The 20,039-nt window shown below is 70.6% G+C and carries 18 protein-coding genes; 8 read left to right on the plus strand and 10 right to left on the minus strand.

What is annotated here, in order from left to right; all coding sequences use genetic code 11:
- The 3 genes from H563_RS17090 to H563_RS0111965 all read left to right on the plus strand — a co-directional run.
- The coding region (locus tag H563_RS17090; protein ID WP_155865219.1) for an integrase core domain-containing protein at positions 1–314 on the plus strand (314 nt) is incomplete at its 5' end.
- A gap of 120 nt (positions 315–434) precedes the next feature.
- A complete protein-coding gene (locus tag H563_RS16465) occupies positions 435–869 on the plus strand; it encodes a PadR family transcriptional regulator (protein ID WP_022882843.1) in 435 nt (144 codons plus the stop codon).
- Positions 866–2,209, plus strand: a complete 1,344-nt coding sequence (locus tag H563_RS0111965) for a permease prefix domain 1-containing protein (protein ID WP_022882844.1) — start codon at positions 866–868, stop codon at positions 2,207–2,209. Before H563_RS16465 ends, H563_RS0111965 begins: the two co-directional genes overlap by 4 nt.
- A 132-nt stretch (positions 2,210–2,341) precedes the next feature.
- Here H563_RS0111965 and H563_RS17990 read toward each other — a convergent pair whose 3' ends face one another.
- Positions 2,342–2,479, minus strand: a complete 138-nt coding sequence (locus H563_RS17990) for a hypothetical protein (RefSeq protein WP_155865220.1) — start codon at positions 2,477–2,479, stop codon at positions 2,342–2,344.
- 262 nt (positions 2,480–2,741) lie between these two features.
- On the opposite strand from H563_RS17990, the gene H563_RS16470 reads away from it, so the two are divergent.
- Positions 2,742–3,656 (plus strand): YihY/virulence factor BrkB family protein, encoded by a 915-nt coding sequence (locus H563_RS16470; protein ID WP_022882846.1) that lies wholly within the window; start codon positions 2,742–2,744, stop codon positions 3,654–3,656.
- A gap of 61 nt (positions 3,657–3,717) precedes the next feature.
- Here H563_RS16470 and H563_RS0111980 read toward each other — a convergent pair whose 3' ends face one another.
- On the minus strand, positions 3,718–5,286 hold the full coding sequence (locus H563_RS0111980) for an HNH endonuclease signature motif containing protein (RefSeq protein WP_022882847.1): 1,569 nt from the start codon (positions 5,284–5,286) through the stop codon (positions 3,718–3,720).
- Positions 5,287–5,569: 283 nt separating this feature from the next.
- Here H563_RS0111980 and H563_RS0111985 point away from each other — a divergent pair, with 283 nt between their 5' ends.
- Positions 5,570–5,926, plus strand: a complete 357-nt coding sequence (locus H563_RS0111985) for a hypothetical protein (RefSeq protein ID WP_155865222.1) — start codon at positions 5,570–5,572, stop codon at positions 5,924–5,926.
- 114 nt (positions 5,927–6,040) lie between these two features.
- Here the strand turns inward: H563_RS0111985 and H563_RS0111990 are convergent, their stop codons facing one another.
- Both H563_RS0111990 and H563_RS0111995 read right to left on the minus strand, forming a co-directional pair.
- Positions 6,041–6,601 (minus strand): dihydrofolate reductase family protein, encoded by a 561-nt coding sequence (locus H563_RS0111990; protein WP_022882849.1) that lies wholly within the window; start codon positions 6,599–6,601, stop codon positions 6,041–6,043.
- A 64-nt stretch (positions 6,602–6,665) separates the two neighbouring features.
- Positions 6,666–7,820, minus strand: coding sequence for a winged helix DNA-binding domain-containing protein (locus H563_RS0111995; protein ID WP_022882850.1), 1,155 nt, complete (start codon positions 7,818–7,820; stop codon positions 6,666–6,668).
- Positions 7,821–7,991: 171 nt separating this feature from the next.
- Between H563_RS0111995 and H563_RS0112000 the strand changes: the two genes are divergently transcribed.
- From H563_RS0112000 to H563_RS0112010, 3 genes are all read left to right on the plus strand, one after another.
- Positions 7,992–9,629 carry an esterase-like activity of phytase family protein gene (locus H563_RS0112000; protein ID WP_022882851.1) on the plus strand — a complete coding sequence of 546 codons (1,638 nt, stop codon included), beginning with the start codon at positions 7,992–7,994 and terminating at the stop codon, positions 9,627–9,629.
- A gap of 75 nt (positions 9,630–9,704) precedes the next feature.
- Complete coding sequence (locus tag H563_RS0112005; RefSeq protein ID WP_022882852.1) at positions 9,705–10,322, plus strand: hypothetical protein; 618 nt, start codon at positions 9,705–9,707, stop codon at positions 10,320–10,322.
- A gap of 20 nt (positions 10,323–10,342) precedes the next feature.
- Positions 10,343–10,726 carry a ChaB family protein gene (locus tag H563_RS0112010; protein WP_022882853.1) on the plus strand — a complete coding sequence of 128 codons (384 nt, stop codon included), beginning with the start codon at positions 10,343–10,345 and terminating at the stop codon, positions 10,724–10,726.
- Between the two features lie 77 nt (positions 10,727–10,803).
- Here H563_RS0112010 and H563_RS0112015 read toward each other — a convergent pair whose 3' ends face one another.
- The 6 genes from H563_RS0112015 to H563_RS16480 form a co-directional block, all read right to left on the minus strand.
- A complete protein-coding gene (locus tag H563_RS0112015) occupies positions 10,804–11,751 on the minus strand; it encodes a carbohydrate ABC transporter permease (protein WP_022882854.1) in 948 nt (315 codons plus the stop codon).
- Positions 11,748–12,650, minus strand: coding sequence for a carbohydrate ABC transporter permease (locus H563_RS0112020; RefSeq protein ID WP_027479397.1), 903 nt, complete (start codon positions 12,648–12,650; stop codon positions 11,748–11,750). The genes H563_RS0112015 and H563_RS0112020 overlap by 4 nt, the downstream gene beginning before the upstream one ends.
- 8 nt (positions 12,651–12,658) lie before the next feature.
- Complete coding sequence (locus H563_RS0112025; protein WP_022882856.1) at positions 12,659–14,038, minus strand: ABC transporter substrate-binding protein; 1,380 nt, start codon at positions 14,036–14,038, stop codon at positions 12,659–12,661.
- Positions 14,039–14,193: 155 nt separating this feature from the next.
- Complete coding sequence (locus H563_RS0112030; protein ID WP_027479398.1) at positions 14,194–14,532, minus strand: DUF7882 family protein; 339 nt, start codon at positions 14,530–14,532, stop codon at positions 14,194–14,196.
- 191 nt (positions 14,533–14,723) lie between these two features.
- Complete coding sequence (locus tag H563_RS16475; protein WP_022882858.1) at positions 14,724–17,570, minus strand: ExeM/NucH family extracellular endonuclease; 2,847 nt, start codon at positions 17,568–17,570, stop codon at positions 14,724–14,726.
- Between the two features lie 158 nt (positions 17,571–17,728).
- Positions 17,729–19,816 carry an FUSC family protein gene (locus tag H563_RS16480; RefSeq protein ID WP_022882859.1) on the minus strand — a complete coding sequence of 696 codons (2,088 nt, stop codon included), beginning with the start codon at positions 19,814–19,816 and terminating at the stop codon, positions 17,729–17,731.
- Positions 19,817–20,039 lie beyond the last annotated feature (223 nt).

Raw genomic sequence — 20,039 nt, forward strand, 5'->3', positions numbered from 1 at the left:
TCCGGTCGTTGAACTTCGAGTTGTTCATCATGCGTCACCCCGAGCTTCGGCATGTCCGCACCCGGGTGAAGTCGCCAGGCCAGAACGGGTCACGCGAACGCGGGTTCGGGACGCTGAAGTACGAGCGGCTGTTCCTCGACGAGATCCCGGACTCCTTGACGCTCATCGAGCGGGCCGAGGACTACCGAGTCGAGTACAACACCGAGCGCCCTCATGAGGCGATCGCCTGGAACCGGCCACTGGAGGTGCACCTCGGCCTGGCCGACCCCACCACCCCCACCTTTGAAACAGAAGAAATCCTGCCAACTACTTGACGCGGGACAAAGTTGGGGATCTGATAGCCGAGAGAGATCGTCACGATGTCGACGCTACGCCCGCCTGCGCGCTGTGCTATACCTAATGCTGCTAGGTGTCATCGGCGTGAGGAGGACCGGATGCGGCTCGCGAAGGATCTGATGGCGGCGACGTCTGCGCCGCTCGTGCTCGCGATCCTCGCCGACGGCGAGAGCTACGGCTACGCGATCATCGCGCGGGTGCGGGAGCTCTCGTCGGGCGAGATCGAGTGGACCGACGGATTGCTCTACCCGTTGCTGCACCGTCTGGAGAACGCAGGGCTCGTCGTCTCACGCTGGGGCGAGGCCGACACCGGCAGGCGCCGACGCTACTACGAGATCACGGATGCCGGCCGCGCGGAGCTCGCCGAGCACCGGCGGCAGTGGACGACCGCGGTCACGACGCTGTCCCAGGCGTTCGGCGGGCTGCGCACGGCGTTCACGGCGCTGTCGGCGCCGGCGGCGAGCGGCGCGCCCGGTGCCGTCGGTGCGGCCGGCGCCGTCGGTGCAGCCGGCGTCGCGGGGGCGACCGCGTGAGCCGGCAGGACCTGCTCGACCCCGAGGCCGCCGTCGCCTCGTGGCGCGCGTACCTGGTCTCGCGCGGCTCGATCTCCGCTGCGGACGCCGACGAGCTCGAGGACCACCTGCGGGCGCAGATCGACGACCTCTGCGCGGCGGGGCTCGAGCGTGACGAGGCGGTGCTCATCGCGGTCAAGCGGATGGGGCGGCAGGACGAGATCGCGGGCGAGTACGCCCTCGAGCATTCGCGCCGCATGTGGAAGCAGCTCGTCACCGGCGGCCTCGAGCGCCCGCGCCGCACCGACAGCGTCGGCGTCATGCTCGGCTTCGCGGTGCTCGCGGCCGTGCTCGTCAAGCTGCCCGGCCTGGTCGGCGCCCCGCTCGTGCCCGCGGTGCTGGACGGCGGCGTGCTCGCGCTGGCCGCCGTCGCGGCGTTCGTGGCCTGGCGCTCCCGTCCGCCCCGGGCGGTGATCCTGGTCGCCGCCGTCGTGTTCGCGCTCGTCGCCGCGCTCGCGGCCGGGTACCCCTTCGGCGAGGCATCCGACACGGTCGTCGTGTTCGGCCTACACGCGCCCGTGCTGCTCTGGCTGACCGTCGGCGCCCTGTACTGCGGCGCCGGCTGGCGCTCGGGGGCCCGGCGCATGGACTTCGTGCGCTTCACGGGGGAGTGGCTCGTCTATCTCGCCCTGTTCGCGCTGGGCGGCGGGGTGCTGATGGGGCTGACCGCCGCGGTGTTCTCGGCGCTCGGCGCCGATCCCGAGGTCGTGCTCGCGGAGTGGGTCGCACCGTGCGGGGCGGCGGGCGCGGCGGTCGTCGCCGTGTGGCTCGTCGGCGCGAAGCAGGAGGTCATCGAGAACATGGCGCCCGTGCTCGGCAGGGTCTTCACGCCCCTGTTCACGATCGCGGTGCTCGCGATGCTCGCCGGCGCGTGCGCGAGCGGCGGCTTCCGCTCCTACCGGGAGGTGCTGATCATCGTCGACGTGCTGCTCGTGGTGGTCGCGGGGCTCGTGCTCTACGTGCTCTCCGCCCAGCAGCCGACCGATCGGCCGGGCTGGACGGAGCGCATCCAACTGGTGCTCGTGCTCGCGGCGTTCGCGCTCGACGGCTTCGCTCTGGTCGCAATGCTCGGGCGCATCGGCGACGGGGGACCGACGCCGAACCGCGTCGTCGCCCTCGGCGTGAACCTCGTGCTGCTCATCGGGCTCGCCGGGTCGGCGTGGCTGCTCGGGCGGCGGGCGTTCGGCCGGGATGCCTCGATCCGCCGCCTGCTCGCCTGGCAGACCGGTTACCTGCCCGTGTACGGCACGTGGGCGCTGCTCGTCGTCGTGGTCGTGCCTCCGCTGTTCTCGTTCCGCTGAGCGGTGAGGCGGGGGCGTCGTCGCCCCCAGTGGATCGAGGACTCCGGGTCAGCGGCGGCCGGTCAGCGGCCTGTCGGCTGAGTGGCCTGTCTGCCGGTCAGCGGCCCGCCGGCTGAGTGGCCTGTCTGCCGGTCAGCGGCCTGTCGGCTCGTCTTCGTACGCGAGGTCGCAGCTCTCGCAGCGCAGCACAGGAGCCACGCGAAACAGGTCGTCGCCGCACATCGGGCAGGTGAGTCCAGTGATGATTCGCTCGCTCGTGTCAGTGGACATATCGCGAACGATACCCGCGTGCCCCACCTGGGGAACACCCGCGATGGGGGGCGTTTGAAGGAGCGGGGAACCGGTGAGCAACGGGCGGCGCGCCCTGCTAGCAGAGCCGTCGCCGGCGTCGCAAGGCGTGGGCGGGTCGCGCCGGGCGCCGATAGCGTGGCGCTCGGCCGGGCGCCGCCGGCGCAGGGCATGACGCTCTGCCGGGCGCTCGGCCTGGCGGTACGCCCTCCGGCGCACGGTCTTCACCCTGCTCGTCGAGCGGGTGACGGACATCGCGGCGACGCTGACCTTCTACAGCGTGCTGTCGGTGCTTCCCGGGATGCTCGGCGTGTTCGGGATGCTCGGCCTGATCGGGCGCGGACAGCAGACCGCCGATGTGGCGCTCGATATCGCGGGGAAGGTGGCTCCGCAGTCGACGGTCGATCAGTTCCGGCATCCGATCGAGCAGTTCGCTCACGGCGGCGGCGCGGGAGTGGGTGTCGTCGTCGGCATGGCGGCCGCGCTGTGGACGGCGTCGCGGTACGTGGCGGCGTTCAGCGGCGGGTTGAACCGCATCTACCGCGCGCAGGAGGGGCGGCGGTATCCGAAGCTGCGGCTCGTGCAGCTCGCGATCACGGCCGCGGTGCTGGTGCTGGTGGCGGTCGTGGTGTTCGTCGTGCTGCTGTCGGGCCCGTTGCTCGCTCCCGCCTCGGGTGCCTTGTCGCTGGGGCGAGGGGGCATGCTCGTGTGGAACGTCGTGCGCTGGCCGGTCGTCGCGGGCGCGGCCGTGCTGATCATCGTGCTGCTCTACTGGGGCACGCCGAACGTGCGCCAGCCTCGGCTGCAGTGGCTCAGCGTGGGCGGTGTGAGCGCGATGGTGCTGATGGCGGGGGCATCCGCCCTGTTCGGCTTCTACGTCACGCACTTTCCGGCCTTCCATCGTGAGTACGGCTCGCTCGCGGGACTGGTCGCGTTCCTCGTCTGGCTGTGGTTGATGAATCTCGTGCTGGTGTTCGGCGCCGGCTTCGACGTCGAGCTCGAGCGGGCGCGTGAACTGCAGTCGGGCACGGATGCGACGCGCGCGATCCGGCTCCCGCTGCGCGACGAGCGTCGCCTCGCCTGGCTGCGGCGCACCGAGGATGCGCTGATTCGCGACGGTGAGGCGCTGATACCGAAGGGCCGCGACGGCTCGGACTGAGGACGACGTCACGGCGTGCGATGAGCAGGTACGGCCGCGGGGCAGGGTTCTGCCGTGCGGTTTAGCCGGTGTCGCCTTGTGGTTGCCGTGTTCGGGTTTCCAGCTGGGTTCGGATGCCGGATTTGTGGTGCAGGGTCAGGGGTGGCTGGCCTGGCCAGTGCAGGGTGTAGGTGGTGTTGTGTCGGGTGATGCGGGCGCCGTGGTTGTGCAGGCTGAGGTGGTGGTAGCGGCACAGCAGGACGCCGTCTTTGGTTTCGGTTTTGTGGTTCTGCGGGGATTCGGACCAGGGGTTGATGTGGTGGGCTTCGCACCCTGCGGGGGGTCTGCTGCAGCCGGGGAAGAGGCAGCCGCCGTCCCTGGCGGCAAGGGCGCGGCGTTGCACCTTGGTGAACACGCGCTGGTCTTTGCCGGCGTCCAGGGCTCGCCCGTTCTCGTCCAGCAGCAGGGTGGTGAAGGTGCCGGCGCAGATTCCGGTCAGGGCGGTGGTGGCCGGGACCGGGTCGGGCGTCCCGTCCAGCCACGCCACCCCCACCTCCGGGCCCGGGCACTCCTGCTGCCCGAATGCGCCGGCCGGCCCGTCCTCGCCGCCCGGGGTGGGGCAGGTGCTGTGGTCGCCGGCGTGGTGCCGGGCGAGCGTGTCCTGCGCGGTGCGGGCACGGTTCAGGTCGGCGGGGGTGAGGGTGAGGGTGACGGTGGTGTCGTGGTCGCCGAACACCTCGGGGGGGGAGGCGTTCACGCCGGTGGTGAACAGGGTGAGGAATTCGTCCACCAGCAGCTGCTCGTTCGTTCTCGGGTCCAGCTCCAGCTCTCTCGCCCGTTGGATCTCCGCCGCGTCGCGGAACCTCGGGCCCCCGGTGCGCGGGCCGAGTCGTAGGGTGAGGGGTTTCCAGAATCTCTGGTCGGATTCCGGGTCCAGGAGCAGGTCGTAGCGGATCATCCCGTCCGCCCGTTCGGCGCGTTTCAACGACCTCGCCTCGAACCGGGCGTGCGCCTCACGTTCGGCGGTGCGGGTGTCCAGGCTCGCCCGGATCCGGCGGGCGGTGCGGGCGAGTTCCTCGGCCGGCCACCCTGATTCCCACGCCGCCTGGATCAGCTCCAGCACCGCCTCCCGCCACACCGGGGCGTGCGCGGCGGACGGCGGGGTGCCGAGGGCGGTGAGGATCGCGTCGCCGTCGGTGGCCGACAGCCAGCCGTTGCGCACCGCGACCGCCACCGGCGCCTCCGGCGAGCCGGGCAGGTGCGCCAGGTACTCCAGCGACCGGGCCGGCGGCTCCGCGGCATCCGCGGCCGCGGGGGCGACGTGCTGCGCGGTCTCCAACAGGCCGCCGACGCGTACGAGTTTCGCCGCCTCGCCCCGGGTGGACCCGATGACCTTCTGCACCAACTCCGCCCCCGACCGCAACCCCGCGGACTGCGCGAGGCCGTCCTTGCCGAGCTCGCGCGCGGACCGGCGGTCGATCTCCGCCGCGCGCACCGCGATCGCGGCCGACAGGCGCGCCTGGATGCCGGACAGGGCCCGCACCTGCGCGGTCAGCTCGAGACCGGACAAGCCGGCCACCTCGCCGGCATCCGCGAGCACCGCGGCGACCCGGTCGTCCAGGTTCCGCAACGCCTCGAGCATCGAACTCATGCCACACACTCTAAAAGCACCCACCGACATTCGATGCCCCGAGAGTCGAAGATGTGTACAACCAGGCAACGCGGGCCAAATGCTCTGTGATGAAGCTGGTTTTGGCCGCCTCTAGACCGCGAGGACATATCGACGTCTTGCGCACGTGCCAGTCATGTTCACCCCGAAAGGGCGAGTGCGCGGTCGAGGATCACCGAGGAGACTGGAAGCTATGACGAGGGCGAGGGCAGGTGCGGCGCGCGCTACCGTTCGCCTCGGGACGGCACGGGCCGTCTGGTTGGGCGTGGCGTTCGGTGCCGCCGTCGGTACCGCGAGCCTCCTTTGGGCTGCGTTCGCGACCGATTCCGTGGCATACCTCCCGGTGTTCATGCTCGGGTTCTGGATCGTCGGTGGCTTCGTCGGTGCGGTGTCCGCACTTCTCGGGCTCGTTGCGTGGAATGTCCTCTCGGGTGCACCGCGCTGGCCCTCGGCGGCGGTGACCGCCGCGGCTGGAACCATGCTGTGGTTCCTCTGGCTGCTCCTCGACTATGAAGACTGGGCGAAGGCCGTCTGGCCTGGAACGTTGATCGCGGCTGTGCTCATGTCGGGGTTCGGCGTCATGCTCGTCAGAGGCGGGAAGCAGACCTCGGCTCCGCAGTAGTTGCGCCTACTCGGTTGCGATGTGCAGCACCCCATCTTGCGCTGGAGCGCATCCACAGAGAATCGTCGTGCGCGTGTAAGTCCGCACAACCCGGCCCGGGTGTGGAAAACGACCTCACCCGCGCACGGCGTACCGCAGGTAGACGACCCCCGCGGTGAAGCGGCGCTCCTCGAGCAGGTCGAGGCGAGCCGCGAATCCATCGGGCAGAGCGGACTTCCCGCCGCCGACCACGACCGGATTCAGGAACAACCGCACCTCATCGACGAGACCCGCGCGCAGCGCATGCGCCGCGAGTTCCGCACCCCCGATCGAGAGGTCGGAAGCCTCGCGCTCCTTCATCGCCCGGACACTCGATCGGTCGAACGAGCGTACGACAGCCGTCCGAGCCGTCGTGACCGCGCCGAGCGTGCGGGAGAACACCACTTTGTCCGCTGCCCGCCACACCTGGGCCCACTCGCGCTCGAAGGGCGAGAACCCCTCATCCTGGGCGGGGTCCTCCCAGTACCGCATCGTCTCGTACATGCGGCGGCCGTAGAGGTACATGCCGACGGGACGCTCGAGCTCGGTGACGAAGGCCATCACCTCGTCGTCGGGAGCAGCCCACAGGAAGTCGCCGCTGCGGTCTTCGACGCACAGGTCAAGCGAGGTGATCGCCGAATAGCTGAGCCGAGCCATGCCGTGCCTTCCGAAGCGGAACCCGCGCCGCCTTCCGAAGCGGAACCCGCCGCTGGGCGCGAGCCTACGGCTCCGCCGTGCCGTGCGCGACCTCGAGGCCGAGCCATCCGCTCAACTCATCGATCGCGTCGTCGATCGATGCGCGCTCGTCCGCACTCAACGCGACGTCGAGATGCACCGCGTGCACGCGGAACACTCCCGAGGCGAAATCGCTGGCGGCGTCGAGCTTGCCCACCAGCCGGTCGCCCACCAGGATCGGCAGCGCGTAGTAGCCCCAGCGCCGCTTCTCGGCCGGCTTGTACATCTCGAGCGCGTAGTCGAATTGGAACAGCTCGAGCATCCGCTTGCGATCGAAGACGAGCCGGTCGAACGGCGACAGCAGCACCGTGCGCGCCTCGAACGGCTCGTCGAGCCGCGCCAGCTGCGACGGATCGACCCGCCAGCCGCCCCGCACCCCCTCGACGATCGCCGCGACGCCCACGGCGTCGAGGCCGATCGGCTCCTGCAGCGTGCCCCGCAGCCCCGGCCGGGTGATGCCGAGCGCGGCCAGGCGCAGTTCGCTCAGCCGCCGATGCGCCTCCTCCGCGGGCACCGGCGACCGCACGGTCGGGTAGACCCGCCACGCGACATCCCACAGCCGTTCGCCGCCGTCGCGGCCGGCCAGCGCGATCTCGCCGCGGCGCGCCAGCAGGCCGAGCAGCTGCGACACGTTCTTGCCGGCCGTCCACCCCGAGCTCTCCCACGGCACGACCGACGTGTCGGGGATCGCCGAGGTCGGCAGCGGGCCCTCGCGCTCGAGCAGCTCCAGCACGTCCTGCCGGAACGGTTCGTTGTCGGCCAGCCACCGGCGCGCCCGCTCGTACGGCGGCCACTGCGCCATCTCGGGAAGCCGCAGCTCGAGGTGGCTCGTCGGGTAGATCATGGCGTCGAGCTCGTACAGCGTGCGATCGACCTCGAGCGCCTCGACGAGCTGCTGCGGCCGGTACGACGCCCCGAGCCGGTCGAACAGCACCAGGTCGGCGGCGGGCACGACCGCGGCCGTCGGCTCGTTCTGCACCGAGGTGAGGTGCTCGACCACGCCGACCAGGTCGGCCGGCTCGCCACGCTCGACCACCTCGACCGCCCCCGCAGGGCCCGGCGACGCGTCGAGCAGCTGCGCGCGCACCGCGATGCGCCGCGCCTGCGTGCGCGTGAGATGCGTCGAGTGAACGGATGCCACGGCCTCAGCGTGCCACGCACCGCCGACGTTCCCCGCGGCCGCGTCCCCGCTGCCGCGTTCACCCCCACGTCCCCGCGGCCGCGTTCACCCCCACGTCACCGATTCGTTCCCGTGCGTGAACGGCGTCGGGCCAGGGTTCGAGGAGTCCCCTTACCCCACAAGAGAGGCGCAATGAAGCACATCACCCGCACCCTCGCGGCCGTGGCGATCGTCGGCCTCGGCGTCGCCGCATCCGCCCCCGCTTTCGCCGCTTCCGGCCGCAACACGGCCACCTCGCACTCCACCGCTCCCCGCAACGACGCGTTCACCGTGAACGGCGGAGTGACGAGCGTCATCGACCCGCAGGCCAACGACCCGAAGGGCCTGCAGATCGTCTCCAACACCAAGACCGCGCACGGCACGCTCACCCGGCAGTCCGACGGCACCTTCATCTACACGCCCGACAAGGGCTTCCACGGCACCGACTCGTTCACCTACTCCACCTCCGACGGCGTCTCGCTGTACTCCACCGACATCGCACCGCTCGGCACGGTGACGGGCGTGAACATCTCGGGCGGCGCCTACGGCTCGGCCGTGACGACCAAGCCCGGGAACGACAAGATCTTCTACGGCTTGACCGACCGGGGCCCGAACGTCGACGGCCCGAACGGCACCAAGGTCGAGCCGCTGCCCGACTTCGAGCCCGCCATCGGCGAGTTCACCTACGGCTCCGACGGCCAGGCGGTGCTGCTCAAGACCATCCGGCTCAAGGGCACCGACGGCAAGCCGCTCAACGGCCTCGAGAACCCCGAGGCGAATGCGGGCGAGACGATCACCGACATGGACGGCAACGTGCTTCCGACGTCGGACCACGGCCTCGACACCGAGGGCCTCGTCGCAGCATCCGATGGCACGTTCTGGGTCTCCGACGAGTACGGCCCCTACATCGTGCACTTCGACAGCACCGGCAAGGAGATCGGGCGGCTGTCGCCCTACGACGGCACCCTGCCGGCCGAGCTCAAGTTCCGTGAGCCGAACAAGGGCATGGAGGGCCTCACCGTGACGCCCGACGGCAAGACGCTCGTCGGCATCATGCAGTCCGCCCTCACGATCGACAGCGACCACCAGGCCAAGAGCAAGAACATCCCGTTCACGCGCATCGTCACCTACGACCTGAAGACGAAGGCCGTGCACGAGTACGCGTACGTGCTCGACGACCCGGCGACCACCGGCACCGCGGTCAGCGAGATCACCGCGGTCAGCGCGACCAAGTTCCTCGTCGACGAGCGCGACGGCAACATGGAGCCGGGCGCCTACAAGAAGATCTACGAGATCGACCTGTCCAAGGCGACCGACATCGGCCCCGACGCGAACGTCGAGAACGCGCACTACGACGCCACCTACGGCCTCGAGGTTGACGGCGTCGGTCCGCTCGAGTACCTCTTCACCGACAAGTCGCAGAGCCCCGACGGGCAGGCCATCCTGACCGCGAACCACATCACGCCGGTGAAGAAGTCGCTCTACCTCGACCTCGGCGCGCTGGTCACCAAGCTCGACCCGACCGGCGGCTTCTTCGGCCACGACAAGGTCGAGGGTATCGACCTGATCGACGGCGGCACGAAGCTGCTCGTCTCGAACGACAGCGACTTCGGCATCGACGGGCTCGCGGATGCCTCGGGCGAGGTCTCCACGGACGTGACGGCGCCCTTCACGCTGCACGCCAAGACCCTGCCGAACGGTCAGCAGGACGACGGCGAGTACCTCGTCGTCGACCTCGCCAAGGCGAACGACGCGGTCAAGACCGCGACGGTCAGCATCCGCGTTCGCTGACGCGCTACTCTGAGGCCCTGCGGCGGAGCACCCCACGCCCCGCCGCAGGGCTCTCGTAGCGTGAAGGAGTCGTGCGTGCCGTCTGCCTCCCCGTCTTCCCCCGCCGGCCGCAGCCTGCAGGCGCGGCGCAGCACGGCGCATCCGTTCTGGTCGAGCGTGACGGGCGAGGTGCGCCGCACCACCTGGTACGACGACGGGCTCGACATGACGGCCGCGCGCTTCGCCGCGACGCGCGAGCCGCTGCGCCTCGGCGTGCGGCCGATCTCGCCGCGCGCGTGGAGCTTCGCCGGCCTCGAGGACGGGCGGCTGACGGTCGCCGGCACTGCCGACGACGCCGGCACGGATGCCGCGGCCGAGGCCGACGCCGAGCGCGCGGTGCGCAAGGTGCTCGACCTGCTGCTGCCCGAGGAGGCGCTCGCCCGATTCGTGCTCGAGCCGATCGCCGAGGCTCGGGTGCGGCGCCGGCTGGTGCGCTCGTTCACGGCGCGCTGGCGCGAGCCCCACGACGGGCCGGCCCCGTTCGGCATGCGCCACGGCGGCGAGGCGTTCCGCTTCCGCATCGACGTGAAGAGCGGAATCGTCGTGCAGGCCACCGCCTTCGCCGCCGGCTCGGTGGTGGAGCGGGTCGAGCTGCACCGCCTGGCCATCAGCGCGCTTGACGCGCCGCCGATCGGGGAACGGATCCTGGTGTAAGCCCGGAAAGGAGTCACATCATGCCCGGAGCGAAGGATCTGCCCAGCACGCTGCAGCGCTCGCCGAAGCACGCCCAGGAGATCTGGGTGAAGGCGCACGACTCCGCGCTCGACAGCTACGGCCCCGGCCGCCGCGCCCAGCAGACCGCGTACGCGGCCCTCAAGCACGAATACGAGAAGGTCGGCGACCACTGGGAGGAGAAGGGTCGCAAGGGGCCATCGGATGCCGGGGCCAAGCGCCGCGGCCGGCCGACGGCCGGCGGGGTGGACGCCGAGGCGCCGAAGTCGCACCTGATGGAGGTCGCGAAGAAACTCGACATCCGCGGCCGCAGCTCGATGAGCAAGGACGAGCTGGTCGACGCGATCCAGAAGGCGAACGCCAGGGAGACGAGGAAGAGCCGCTGAGGCATCCGTGACCCTGTCGGTGCGGGCGCCGGAGCGGAGCCCGCACCGGTTTCGCCGGCGACGGGGCCGTCGCCGTCTCAGCCCTTGCGCGCCTGCGTCGCCACGCCCTCCACGAAGAAGCGCTGCCCGAACGCGAACAGGATCAGCATCGGCAGCGTGACGAGCAGGCTCGCCACCATCACGAACTGGTAGTCGCCGTGGCCGCCGTTGGTCGGGCTGAACGCCGTCATCGCGTACGAGATGCCGAGCGGCACCGTGAACGACGACGGGCTGCCGCCGTTCAGGTAGATCAGCGCGCCCTGCAGGTTGTTCCAGCTGGCCTGGAACTCGAACAGGAACACGATCACGAACGACGGGATCGACAGCGGCATCGCGATGCGCCGGAACAGCCCCCACGCGCCCAGGCCGTCGATGCGGGCGGCATCGAACAGCTCCCTGGGCAGGCCGAGGTAGAACTGCCGCTGCAGGAAGATGTAGAACGCCGAACCGAACAGGTTCGCCCCGAACAGCGGCACCCAGGTGCCCACGAGCCCGAGCCCGTGCCAGATCAGGTACTGCGGCACCATCGTCACCGCGGTGGGAAGCATCATGGTGCCGAGCACCAGGCCGAACAGCAGGCCGCGGCCGGGGAAGCGGAAGAACGCGAAGCCGAACGCCACGACCGAGCTCGAGACGGCGGCGAGGCCCGCCGCGAGCACGGCGATGGCGAGGCTCGTGAACACCCACGACAACAACGGCAGCTGCTGCCACACCTCGACGAAGTTCTGCGGGCTGAAGGTGTGCGGGATGAGCGCGTTGTCGAAGACCTCCTCCCGCGGCTTGAAGCTCGCCGAGATCAGCCACACGAGCGGGTACAGGAACGCGCAGCTGCACAGGCCGAGGGCCACCCACACCACGATCCGGCCGAGGCGGGAGGAGGTGCGGCTGCGGCCGGGCAGGCGCGCCGCCGAGGCATCCGTCGCGGGCGTCTCGGCCGCCTCGCGCACGAACGCGGTCGCGCTCGCCGAGCCCGAGGTCGCGGTCACGACCGCGCCTCCGCCTCGTAGTAGACGAAGCGGTTGCTCAACTTCACCTGGATCAGCGTGATCACGAGCACGATCGCGAACAGCAGCCACGCCATCGCCGAGGCGAAGCCGAAGTCGAACTGCCGGAACGCCTGCTGGAACAGGTACACGGCGTAGAACAGCGACGAGCTCGGCGACGCGTTCGTCTGGTCGCGCCAGAACAGCAGGTACGCCTGGTCGAACACCTGGAACGCGGCGATCGTGAGCACGACGACGTTGAAGAAGATCGCGCCCGAGATCATCGGCACCGTGATCGAGAAGAAGCGGCGCACGGGGCCGGCGCCGTCGACGGATGCCGCCTCATGCAGCTCCCGCGGAACCGTGTTCAGCGCCGCGAGGAAGATGACCATGGTGCCGCTGACCCCCCACAGCGTCATGATCACGATCGACGGCACCACCCAGTGCGGGTCCACCAGCCACTGCGGGCCCTCGATGCCGAACAGGCGCAGGAAGCGGTTGATCGCCCCCGAGTTGCCGTTCAGCAGGATGAGGAACACGGAGGCGGTCGCCACCGCGGGCGTCATCTTGGGCAGGTAGAACACGGTGCGGAAGAAGCCGGCCGCGCGGCCCGCCCTGCTCAGCACCAGCGCGAGCGCGAGCGCGACGATGATCTCGAGCGGCACCGCGAGCACGGCGTAGTACAGGGTGTTGCCGAGGGATTGCGCGACCTTCGGGTCCTGCAGCAGCTCGGCGTAGTTCTCGGCGCCGGCGGGGGAGATCGAGCCGGTGAGCAGGTCGTAGCGGCTGAACGAGACGACGAGCGAGTAGATCATCGACCCGGCCGTGAAGACGAGGAAGCCGATGATCCACGGGCTGATGAACGCGTAGCCGGCCAGCGCCTCGCGCCGGCGCAGAGTCATGCGCAGGCTCATTTCCCGTTGTCCTTCGTCACCTGCTCGTACGCCTGCATGGCACTCTTCTGCGCCGCCGCGAGCGCCGCCTTCGGCGTCTTCGTCCCCAGCAGGGCGCTCTGCAGCGCGTTCTGCAACTCGGTCTGGATCTGCTGGCCGGCGGGGGAGGTGCCGATCGAGCGGCCGGAGCCGACGATGTCGTAGTAGGTCGAGATGGCCTGGTCGAACCCGGCGTTGCCGCTCGATTTCACGTAGCTGGAGTGGATCTTCTGATCCACCTTCGGCAGCCCGGTGAACAGGCCGGTGTTGATCGACCCAGGGGTGGCCGCGAGGGTCTTGAGGCGGGCCTGCTCGGCGGCATCCCACGCCTTCTCGTCGTCGAGGCTGAGCGCCCACGCGCACGCGGCGTCCTTGTTCTTCGCCTGCGCGGGGATGACGAAGGCGGTGCCGCTCGCGACCGTGATGGGCTTTCCGTCGGCGGCGCGGAACGGCACGGCGCCGAGGTCCACCTGCTTCACGTACGGGGTGAGCACGTTGAGGTACCACTGGTTGTCCACCTGCGCGCCGACCTGGTCCTTCACGAACTGGTTGTCCTTGCCGAAGGTGTCGAAGGTGTCGCTGAAGCTCTTCGCCTTGGCATAGCCGCCCTGGGCGTCGTAGAGGCGCTTGAGCACCTCGAGCCCCTTCACGTTGCCGGGGTCGTCGAGGGTCGGCTTGCCGTTCTCATCGATGATCTGGCCGCCGTATGCCAGCAGCCAGAGGCCCGGCTGGCCCGAGGCGACCGGGTCGAATCCGAGCGTGGTGGGCGTGCCGCCCGAGGCGCGGTACATCTTCGTCGCCGCCGCGACGAGCTGATCGGGCTTCGAGGTGTCGATCTGGTCGGCCGAGACGCCCGCCTTCTTCAGTACGCGCATGTTCAGCAGGATGGCGGGCGGCTGGAAGAACTGCGGCACCGCCCAGATCTTGCCGTCGTAGCTGACGTCGTCGCGCACGGAGGTGTAGAACGTCGAGTCGGGGTCGACGCCGTGCGCCTTGTAGCACGCGTCGAGCGGGGTGATCAGGCCCTTCGCGGCGTAGGTGGCGACCAGCTGTGCATCCATCTGCACGACGTCGGGCACGTTGCCGCTGGCGACGCGGGTGACGAACTTCTGCGCGTCGAATCCGGTCTGGTCGAGGTCGACGGTGACCCCGTCCAACGCCTTCTTCGCGTAGGCGAGGCGCGCCTTGCCGACGTCGTCGGTGTTGTTGAATCCCCACGCTTTGACGGTGCCGCTCGGGTGGCTCGTGAAGGCGGCGCTGCCTGAGCCGGAGGAGGAGGTGGAGCATCCGGCGAGCAGCAGGGCCGCCGTGGTGGCGGTGGCCAGCGCTGCCAGCGCGGTGCGGGCTGGGTGTGACATGTCAGGCTCTCCATACGCGACAAGGCCGCCCCCTCGGGGCGGCCGCGGGTGTTACAGGAGAAGCGGTTCCCCGCAGTGCTTCTGACGAAACCCGCCGCGACCAGGGGCTGGGTTCTCAGCCGCCTCGCCCCGGCGGGGTCAGCCCCGCCGCCCGCTCACGGCGCCGAGGGGCCGCCGGCGGCGCGCAGGTACTCCTCGGCCTCGTCCTCGCTCATCAGCACCATGCCGCGCACGCCGTGCGAGGAGCGCTCGAGCGCCTCGAGCCAGCGGCGGTTCAGCTCGGGCGCGCGGGCACCGGAGAAGTGGAACTCGAGGGGGATGGCGGGGGCGAGCCAGATGCTCATGCGGCCCGAGCCGTCCTGCGGCGGGATCGTCCAGTTCAGCAGGAACACCTCGCCCCGGCGCAGCTTGGCGGCGATCGCCACCTTGAGATGCGCCAGCACGCGGTCGTCGATGGGGAAGCGCGCCTCGCCGGCGTACACAAGGGTGCCCACGGTCCTCCTATAGGAAAGAGACTGCGAGCCCTTTGGTCCGCGACGGAGGAACCGCCCGACGTGCCCTGCAGCACGATGTTCGCACGCCGCGCGCTCTTCGGCAAAATCCCCGATCCGACACCTTATCGGCGCGAAGTGCAACACGGGCCGCCCGGGGCGGTTCCGAGGCGACCCGTGGGGGTGCGGCGACGCTACCCGTTCAGCTGCCAGGGCCCGTTCTTAGCGCCGGGAACCTGGTTCCGGGTCCACCACTTCGCGGTGTACAGCTCGCCGTCGTAGGAGACCACGTCGCCCTCCTCGAAGATGCGCGACGGCGTCCACACGGCGGTGCCGTCGACGGTCGTCTCGATCTGCTGCCATGGCCCGTTCACGTCGCCCGGCTTCTGGTTCTTCGTGTACCACGAGGCGAGCCAGGTCGACCCGTCGTAGTACACGTAGTCGCCCTCCGTGTACACGGTCTTCGCGTCCCAGGTCGCGGCGACGGGCGCGTTCAGGCCGACGACGACCGGGTCGTGATCGGATGCCGCGAACGGGTCGCTGCCGTCGAACAGCAGCGTCGCGTTGTAGTTGTACCGGCTGTACGCGTATGCGATCGCCTCCTGCGCGTTGATCTGCCACACGTCGGCGCCGGTGACGAGCTTCAGCGCGGCGGCGTTCGCGAGTACGTGGTCGAGCGAGCCCTCGAGCCCGTCGTAGGAGTACGTCTGCTCGCTCGGGTCGTAGGTGCTGCCGAGGTCGGTGTATCCGTCGGCGTAGAGCGTCTGCATCGGGTCCTCCTGCGTGTACGCGTTGAAGTCGCCGACGAGGAAGATGCGATCGGTGCCGAGCTCCTTCGCGGTGGCCGTGGCGAAGTCGTTCACGGCCTTGACCTCGTGCACGCGGGTCTCGTTGAACGCGCCCTGGTCGCTGGCGGGCGAGGAGGTGTCCTCGGTGTCGCCGTCGTAGAGCGGGTCGCTGTCGGCGCCCTTCGACTTCAGGTGGTTGGCGACGACGAGGAACGCGTCGGAGTCGAGCGCGCCGGCCTTCTTGAACCCCTGCGCGAGCGGCTCGCGCGCGATCGAGAACGGCTGCCCGGCACCGGACTGGTCGGCGAGCACCTTCGAGGCGCCGACGGGCGAGACATCCGCCGGCTTGTAGATGAACGCGGTGCGGATGACGTCCTGCCCGGAGAGCGGCGGCAGCTGCGAGGCGTCCGGCGAGGGCACGTACGCCCACACCTGCGACCCGGCCGCCCGGTTCAGCGCGTCGACGAGCCCGGCCAGGGCCGCGTCGCGGTCCTCGCCGAACTTGGCCGAGTTCTCGACCTCCTCCAGCGAGACGATGCTCGCGTCGAGGCGGGTGATGCCGGTGACGATCTTCTCCTGCTGGCGGGCGAAGCTCGCGTCGTCGGCGGCGCCGCGCGGCCCGGCCGAGCCGTCGGTGCCGGTGCAGGTGTTGACGGCGATGGGGTTTCCGGCCCGGTCGGTGTAGTACGAGCAGGTGCCGAGGCCCTCCTCCTCGTACTCCTCGCCCGTCATCGGGAAGTAGTTCTCCACGTTGAAGGTGGCCAGACGGATGCTTCCGCCGACGTCCTCCGGCTGCTCGTTGGCCGCCCGCCGGTCGCTGAACGTCGCCACGTCGGAGCCGTCGTCGGTGACCTGGTGGGTGGGCTGGAAGTTCCACAGCGAGAAGCGGTAGTCGAGGATGACCGGCTCGTGGAAGGTGACTCTCGCGCCGATGCTGACCGCGTTGCTCGCGGTGAGCCAGGGCAGCGGGGTGTTCTCGTTGGCGGACGAGCTGTAGTTGGCGCTCGAGCCGTCGTCGAGGGTGATGGTGCGCGCCGCGTTGTCGGCGGCGACCGCCTGCGCTTCGGCGGAACCGGCGTCCGCGGCATCCGTCGGCTGGCGCAGCGGGGTGTCGCCGGCGGCCAGCGTGAACGAGCCGTACCAGTTCGCGTCGTAGTTGTCGCTCACCGTGAAGTCGCCCTGCGGGGAGACGAGCTCGCCCTCGTGCGCCTCCTTCTCGGCGTCGGTGTCGAGGTCGCTCCACGGCAGCGTGTCGGGCACGACCGCGGGCAGCGCGGCGGCGAGCTCGGTGACGGTCGGCTTCGAGATCTCGGTCTCGCCCTGGTACTCGGAGACCTCGCCGGTCACCCGCACGCTCTCGCCGGCCTCGACCTGCGCGGCCGACTGCGAGCCGTAGACGAACACGGCGTCGGAGGCGCCCGGGGTGGTGTCGTCGGCCGCGGTGCCGCCGGCGCCGCCGGTCTCCAGGTAGAAGCCGTTGAACCCGCCGGTGGCGTAGACGGCGGTCACGACGCCCTCGGTGGTGACCGTTTCTCCTGCGTAGGGAGAGGTGTCGGTGTCGGTGCCCTGGATCTGGGCGATGCTGACCTCGTCGCCGCTGTCGCCGCCGCCCGCGTCGCCGCCGCCCGCCGAGCCCGTGTTCTGCGGGTCCGGCGCGCCGGCGGTGAAGTCGGCCGCGTTGTCGTCGCTGTCGGCGCCGGATGCCCGGCTGTCGGAGGTCGTGTTGCTCAAGGCGGGCGCGGCCTCGGTCTCGTAGCTCGTGGCGCTGCCGTAACCGACCGCGTCGACGACGCCGGATGCGCCGGCCAGGTCACCCTGGGTGCTGATGGAGCTCGTGCCGGAGGAGAGGATGACGACGCCCGAGGAGGCGCTCATCGCGATGCCGCCGGTCGCGTCGGGGGTGGGCAGCGCCGTGGTGCCGCCGGAGCCCGCGGCCTCCTCGACGAGGTAGTGGCCGTGCGCCGGGATGCTGCCGGAGAGCGCCGTCACCTGCGCCGAGGTGCCGCTCGCGGAGCGGTACTGCACCGACCAGCCCGCGAGTGAGAGGGCCTGGTCGGTCGGGTTGTACAGCTCGATGAAGTCGTTGGTGTAGGTCGCGCCGCTGTTGCCGCCGCCGCCGTACACCTCGTCGATGACGACATCGTCACCGGCCGGGTCGGCGAAGGCGGGGGCCGCGGCGAGCTGGCAGACCAGCGCGGCGGTGGAGAGCGACAGGGCGCCGACGAGTGCGCGTCGGGCACGGGCAGAGGGCATGAGCCGTTCCTCCGGGGTGATGGTGTGCGTGGCGCGGCCCCGCTGCGGTGCGAGGCCTCCTCTGGACGCTAGCGGCCGCTCCTGCCCCACGAAAGGAGGTCACGTGAACGGTGCGTGACGACTTCTCCGCGGGTGGCGCCGCGCGTGCGCGCATCCGATCACAGCAGTTCTTCGAGCAGCGCCTGCAGGCGCGCGAGGGCGCGGTACGCCTCGCCGGCACGCCCGACCGCGACGGGCAGGGCGCGTGTGTCGATCACGTCCGCGGCGGGCTCGGTGCGCGCCGCGCCGACCGGCAGCGGCTCGGTGCGGGAGGCGAGCTGGTGCGCGTAGGCGGACACCTTGCCGAGCTCGGCGGCGAGCTCGGGGTCGGGCTCGGTTTGCTCACGGGCGAGCACGGCGAGGTTGCGCGCGCCGGCCACCGCGCTCGCCGCGACCGTGAGCTGGCGACGGATGGCGCGGGGCCGGTTCTCCCAGAACTGGTAGTGCGTGAGGGGCCCGGCCACGAGCACGAGCCGGCGCAGCTGGTTGTCGGCGGCCACGACCACGGCGTCGAGCTCGGCGGCCCGCTGCTCGTCGGGGTCGGCGATGCGGCGGCGCACGGCGTCGAGCACGTCGGCGACCGCGTCGACCGTGGCGCGCAGGGTCTGGTCGATCGCGTCGCGGGTGCTCACCGGGGTCACGACGAGCGCGACGCCGATGCCGACGGCGGCGCCCGCGGCGGTCTCGGCGAGCCGCAGCAGGAGCAGCTGGTCGGAGAACTGGCCGAGGATCGCGTACAGCTCGCTGAGCATGATCGTCAGGAAGAAGATGAAGTACCCGTACGAGACGCGCATCAGGTAGTTGCCGCAGAACATGCACGCGACGATCACCGCGAGCGCGGCGAGGGTGTGGCCGCTGGTCCAGTGGCCGGTCACGACGCCCGCGACGAGCCCGGCCAGGGTGCCGACGACGCGCAGCACCGACTTGCGGGTCGTGTCGAACCTGGTGCCGGTGCCCGCGAACGACACGAACGCCGCGATCACCGCCCAGTAGTAGCGCTGCCCGTTGATCAGGCTGCCGACGACGATCGACAGCGCGCCCGCCACGGCGACCTGCACCGCCTGGCGCGTGCTGAACCGCAGCCGCCGCAGCGGGTTCCAGACGCCGCCGCGCGGGTCGACGTCGGAGGCGACGCTCGGCGTGCCCGGCAGCTGCCCGAGCACCAGCTCGGCGGCCGGCACGAACTCGGCCTCGTTCTCCTGCATCGTCTTGGCCAGCACCGGCCGGTTCGGCACCGAGGTCAGCACCCGGATGCCGCGCTCCAGGTTGGTGACCGCCTCGCGCACGCGCCGGGGTGCCTCGCCGGTCTCCTCGGCGAGAGCTTCCGCCAGGGTGCGGGCGCGCTCGCGGTTGCCGTCAGCGAACGCCTCGAGCACGGCGGCGGCGCGGGCGCGCACGGATGCCTCGGGCCCGGCCGCGGCCAGCTCCCGGGTGCCGATCGTGAGCCGGTCCAGGCCCAGCTGCAGCTCGAGCAGCCGCGACCGCAGCGCCGAGGCCGTCCACCCCTCGGGCAGGGCGCGGGCGTGTGCGGCCCAGCCGTCGCTCATCAGCGATGCGTCGTTGACGCGGGCGCGGGCGTCGAAGACGTCCTGCGAGGCGCGGCGCTGCGCCGAGGAGCCGGGCTCGGCGCGGGCGAGTTCGGCCAGCGCGCGGGCCAGCGCCCGGGTGCGGGCCTGCATGCTGCGGAAGACGCGGGCGAGGGTGCGCCTCGGGTGCGGGCGGAACACCGTGCAGCACAGCAGCAGCACGACCGCGGTGGCGACGACGACGGCGAGCAGCATGCCGGGCAGCGCGGCGGCGGTGACGCCGAGGAAATCGGCGAAGAAGTACCCCATCCAGAGCAGGAAGCCGTAGAAGAAGTAGGGCAGCCCGAAGCGCCGCACCCATACCGCCAGGAACATCACCACGACGAATCCGGCCAAGGCGATCAGATGGTAGGGCGAGAGCATCGTTCCGGCGGTAAGCCCGACGCCGACGGCGACGGGGAACCAGGCGGCGGTGCGCGCGTTCTCGGCCACCCGGTGGTCGACGAGGGCGTTCGTGCCCATCATCGCCACCACGCTGCCGAGCAGCAGGAACACGACGGTACCCTGCGAGCCGGCGCCGATCAGCGTCGCGACGGCGTATTCGACGCCCATCGTCGCCGCGACGTTCCCGGCCGCGGCGAGGCCCGACTTCAGGCGGTTCAGGCCGGGGTCGGAGGCCACGACGAAGTCGCGGAAACGGCGCAGGTGCTGCGTGAGGGAGGCCGTCGTGGTCCCCCTTCCCGCAAGCTCTCCAGTTGCGTTCCACAGTACCCTGCGACGGCGGGCGTGCAGGCCGGGGAGGTGAAGCTACCCGGGCTGAAAAGTATCCGTTATCTCGCGGTTGTCGTTGAATGCACCCGATTACCGCGGTCGAAGTATGGAAGACGCGCTTTTACCGGTACTG

The sequence above is a fragment of the Gryllotalpicola ginsengisoli DSM 22003 genome (assembly GCF_000419445.1).
GTDB classification, from domain to species: domain Bacteria; phylum Actinomycetota; class Actinomycetes; order Actinomycetales; family Microbacteriaceae; genus Gryllotalpicola; species Gryllotalpicola ginsengisoli.

Excerpts from the sequence above, each read along its gene's own strand:
- H563_RS16465 (WP_022882843.1), top strand. The coding sequence starts at position 435 with ATGCGGCTCGCGAAGGATCTGATGGCGGCGACGTCTGCGCCGCTCGTG.
- H563_RS17990 (WP_155865220.1), bottom strand. The coding sequence starts at position 2,479 with ATGTCCACTGACACGAGCGAGCGAATCATCACTGGACTCACCTGCCCG.
- H563_RS0111980 (WP_022882847.1), bottom strand. The coding sequence starts at position 5,286 with ATGAGTTCGATGCTCGAGGCGTTGCGGAACCTGGACGACCGGGTCGCC.
- H563_RS0111990 (WP_022882849.1), bottom strand. The coding sequence starts at position 6,601 with ATGGCTCGGCTCAGCTATTCGGCGATCACCTCGCTTGACCTGTGCGTC.
- H563_RS0112000 (WP_022882851.1), top strand. The coding sequence starts at position 7,992 with ATGAAGCACATCACCCGCACCCTCGCGGCCGTGGCGATCGTCGGCCTC.
- H563_RS0112010 (WP_022882853.1), top strand. The coding sequence starts at position 10,343 with ATGCCCGGAGCGAAGGATCTGCCCAGCACGCTGCAGCGCTCGCCGAAG.
- H563_RS0112020 (WP_027479397.1), bottom strand. The coding sequence starts at position 12,650 with ATGACTCTGCGCCGGCGCGAGGCGCTGGCCGGCTACGCGTTCATCAGC.
- H563_RS0112025 (WP_022882856.1), bottom strand. The coding sequence starts at position 14,038 with ATGTCACACCCAGCCCGCACCGCGCTGGCAGCGCTGGCCACCGCCACC.
- H563_RS16475 (WP_022882858.1), bottom strand. The coding sequence starts at position 17,570 with ATGCCCTCTGCCCGTGCCCGACGCGCACTCGTCGGCGCCCTGTCGCTC.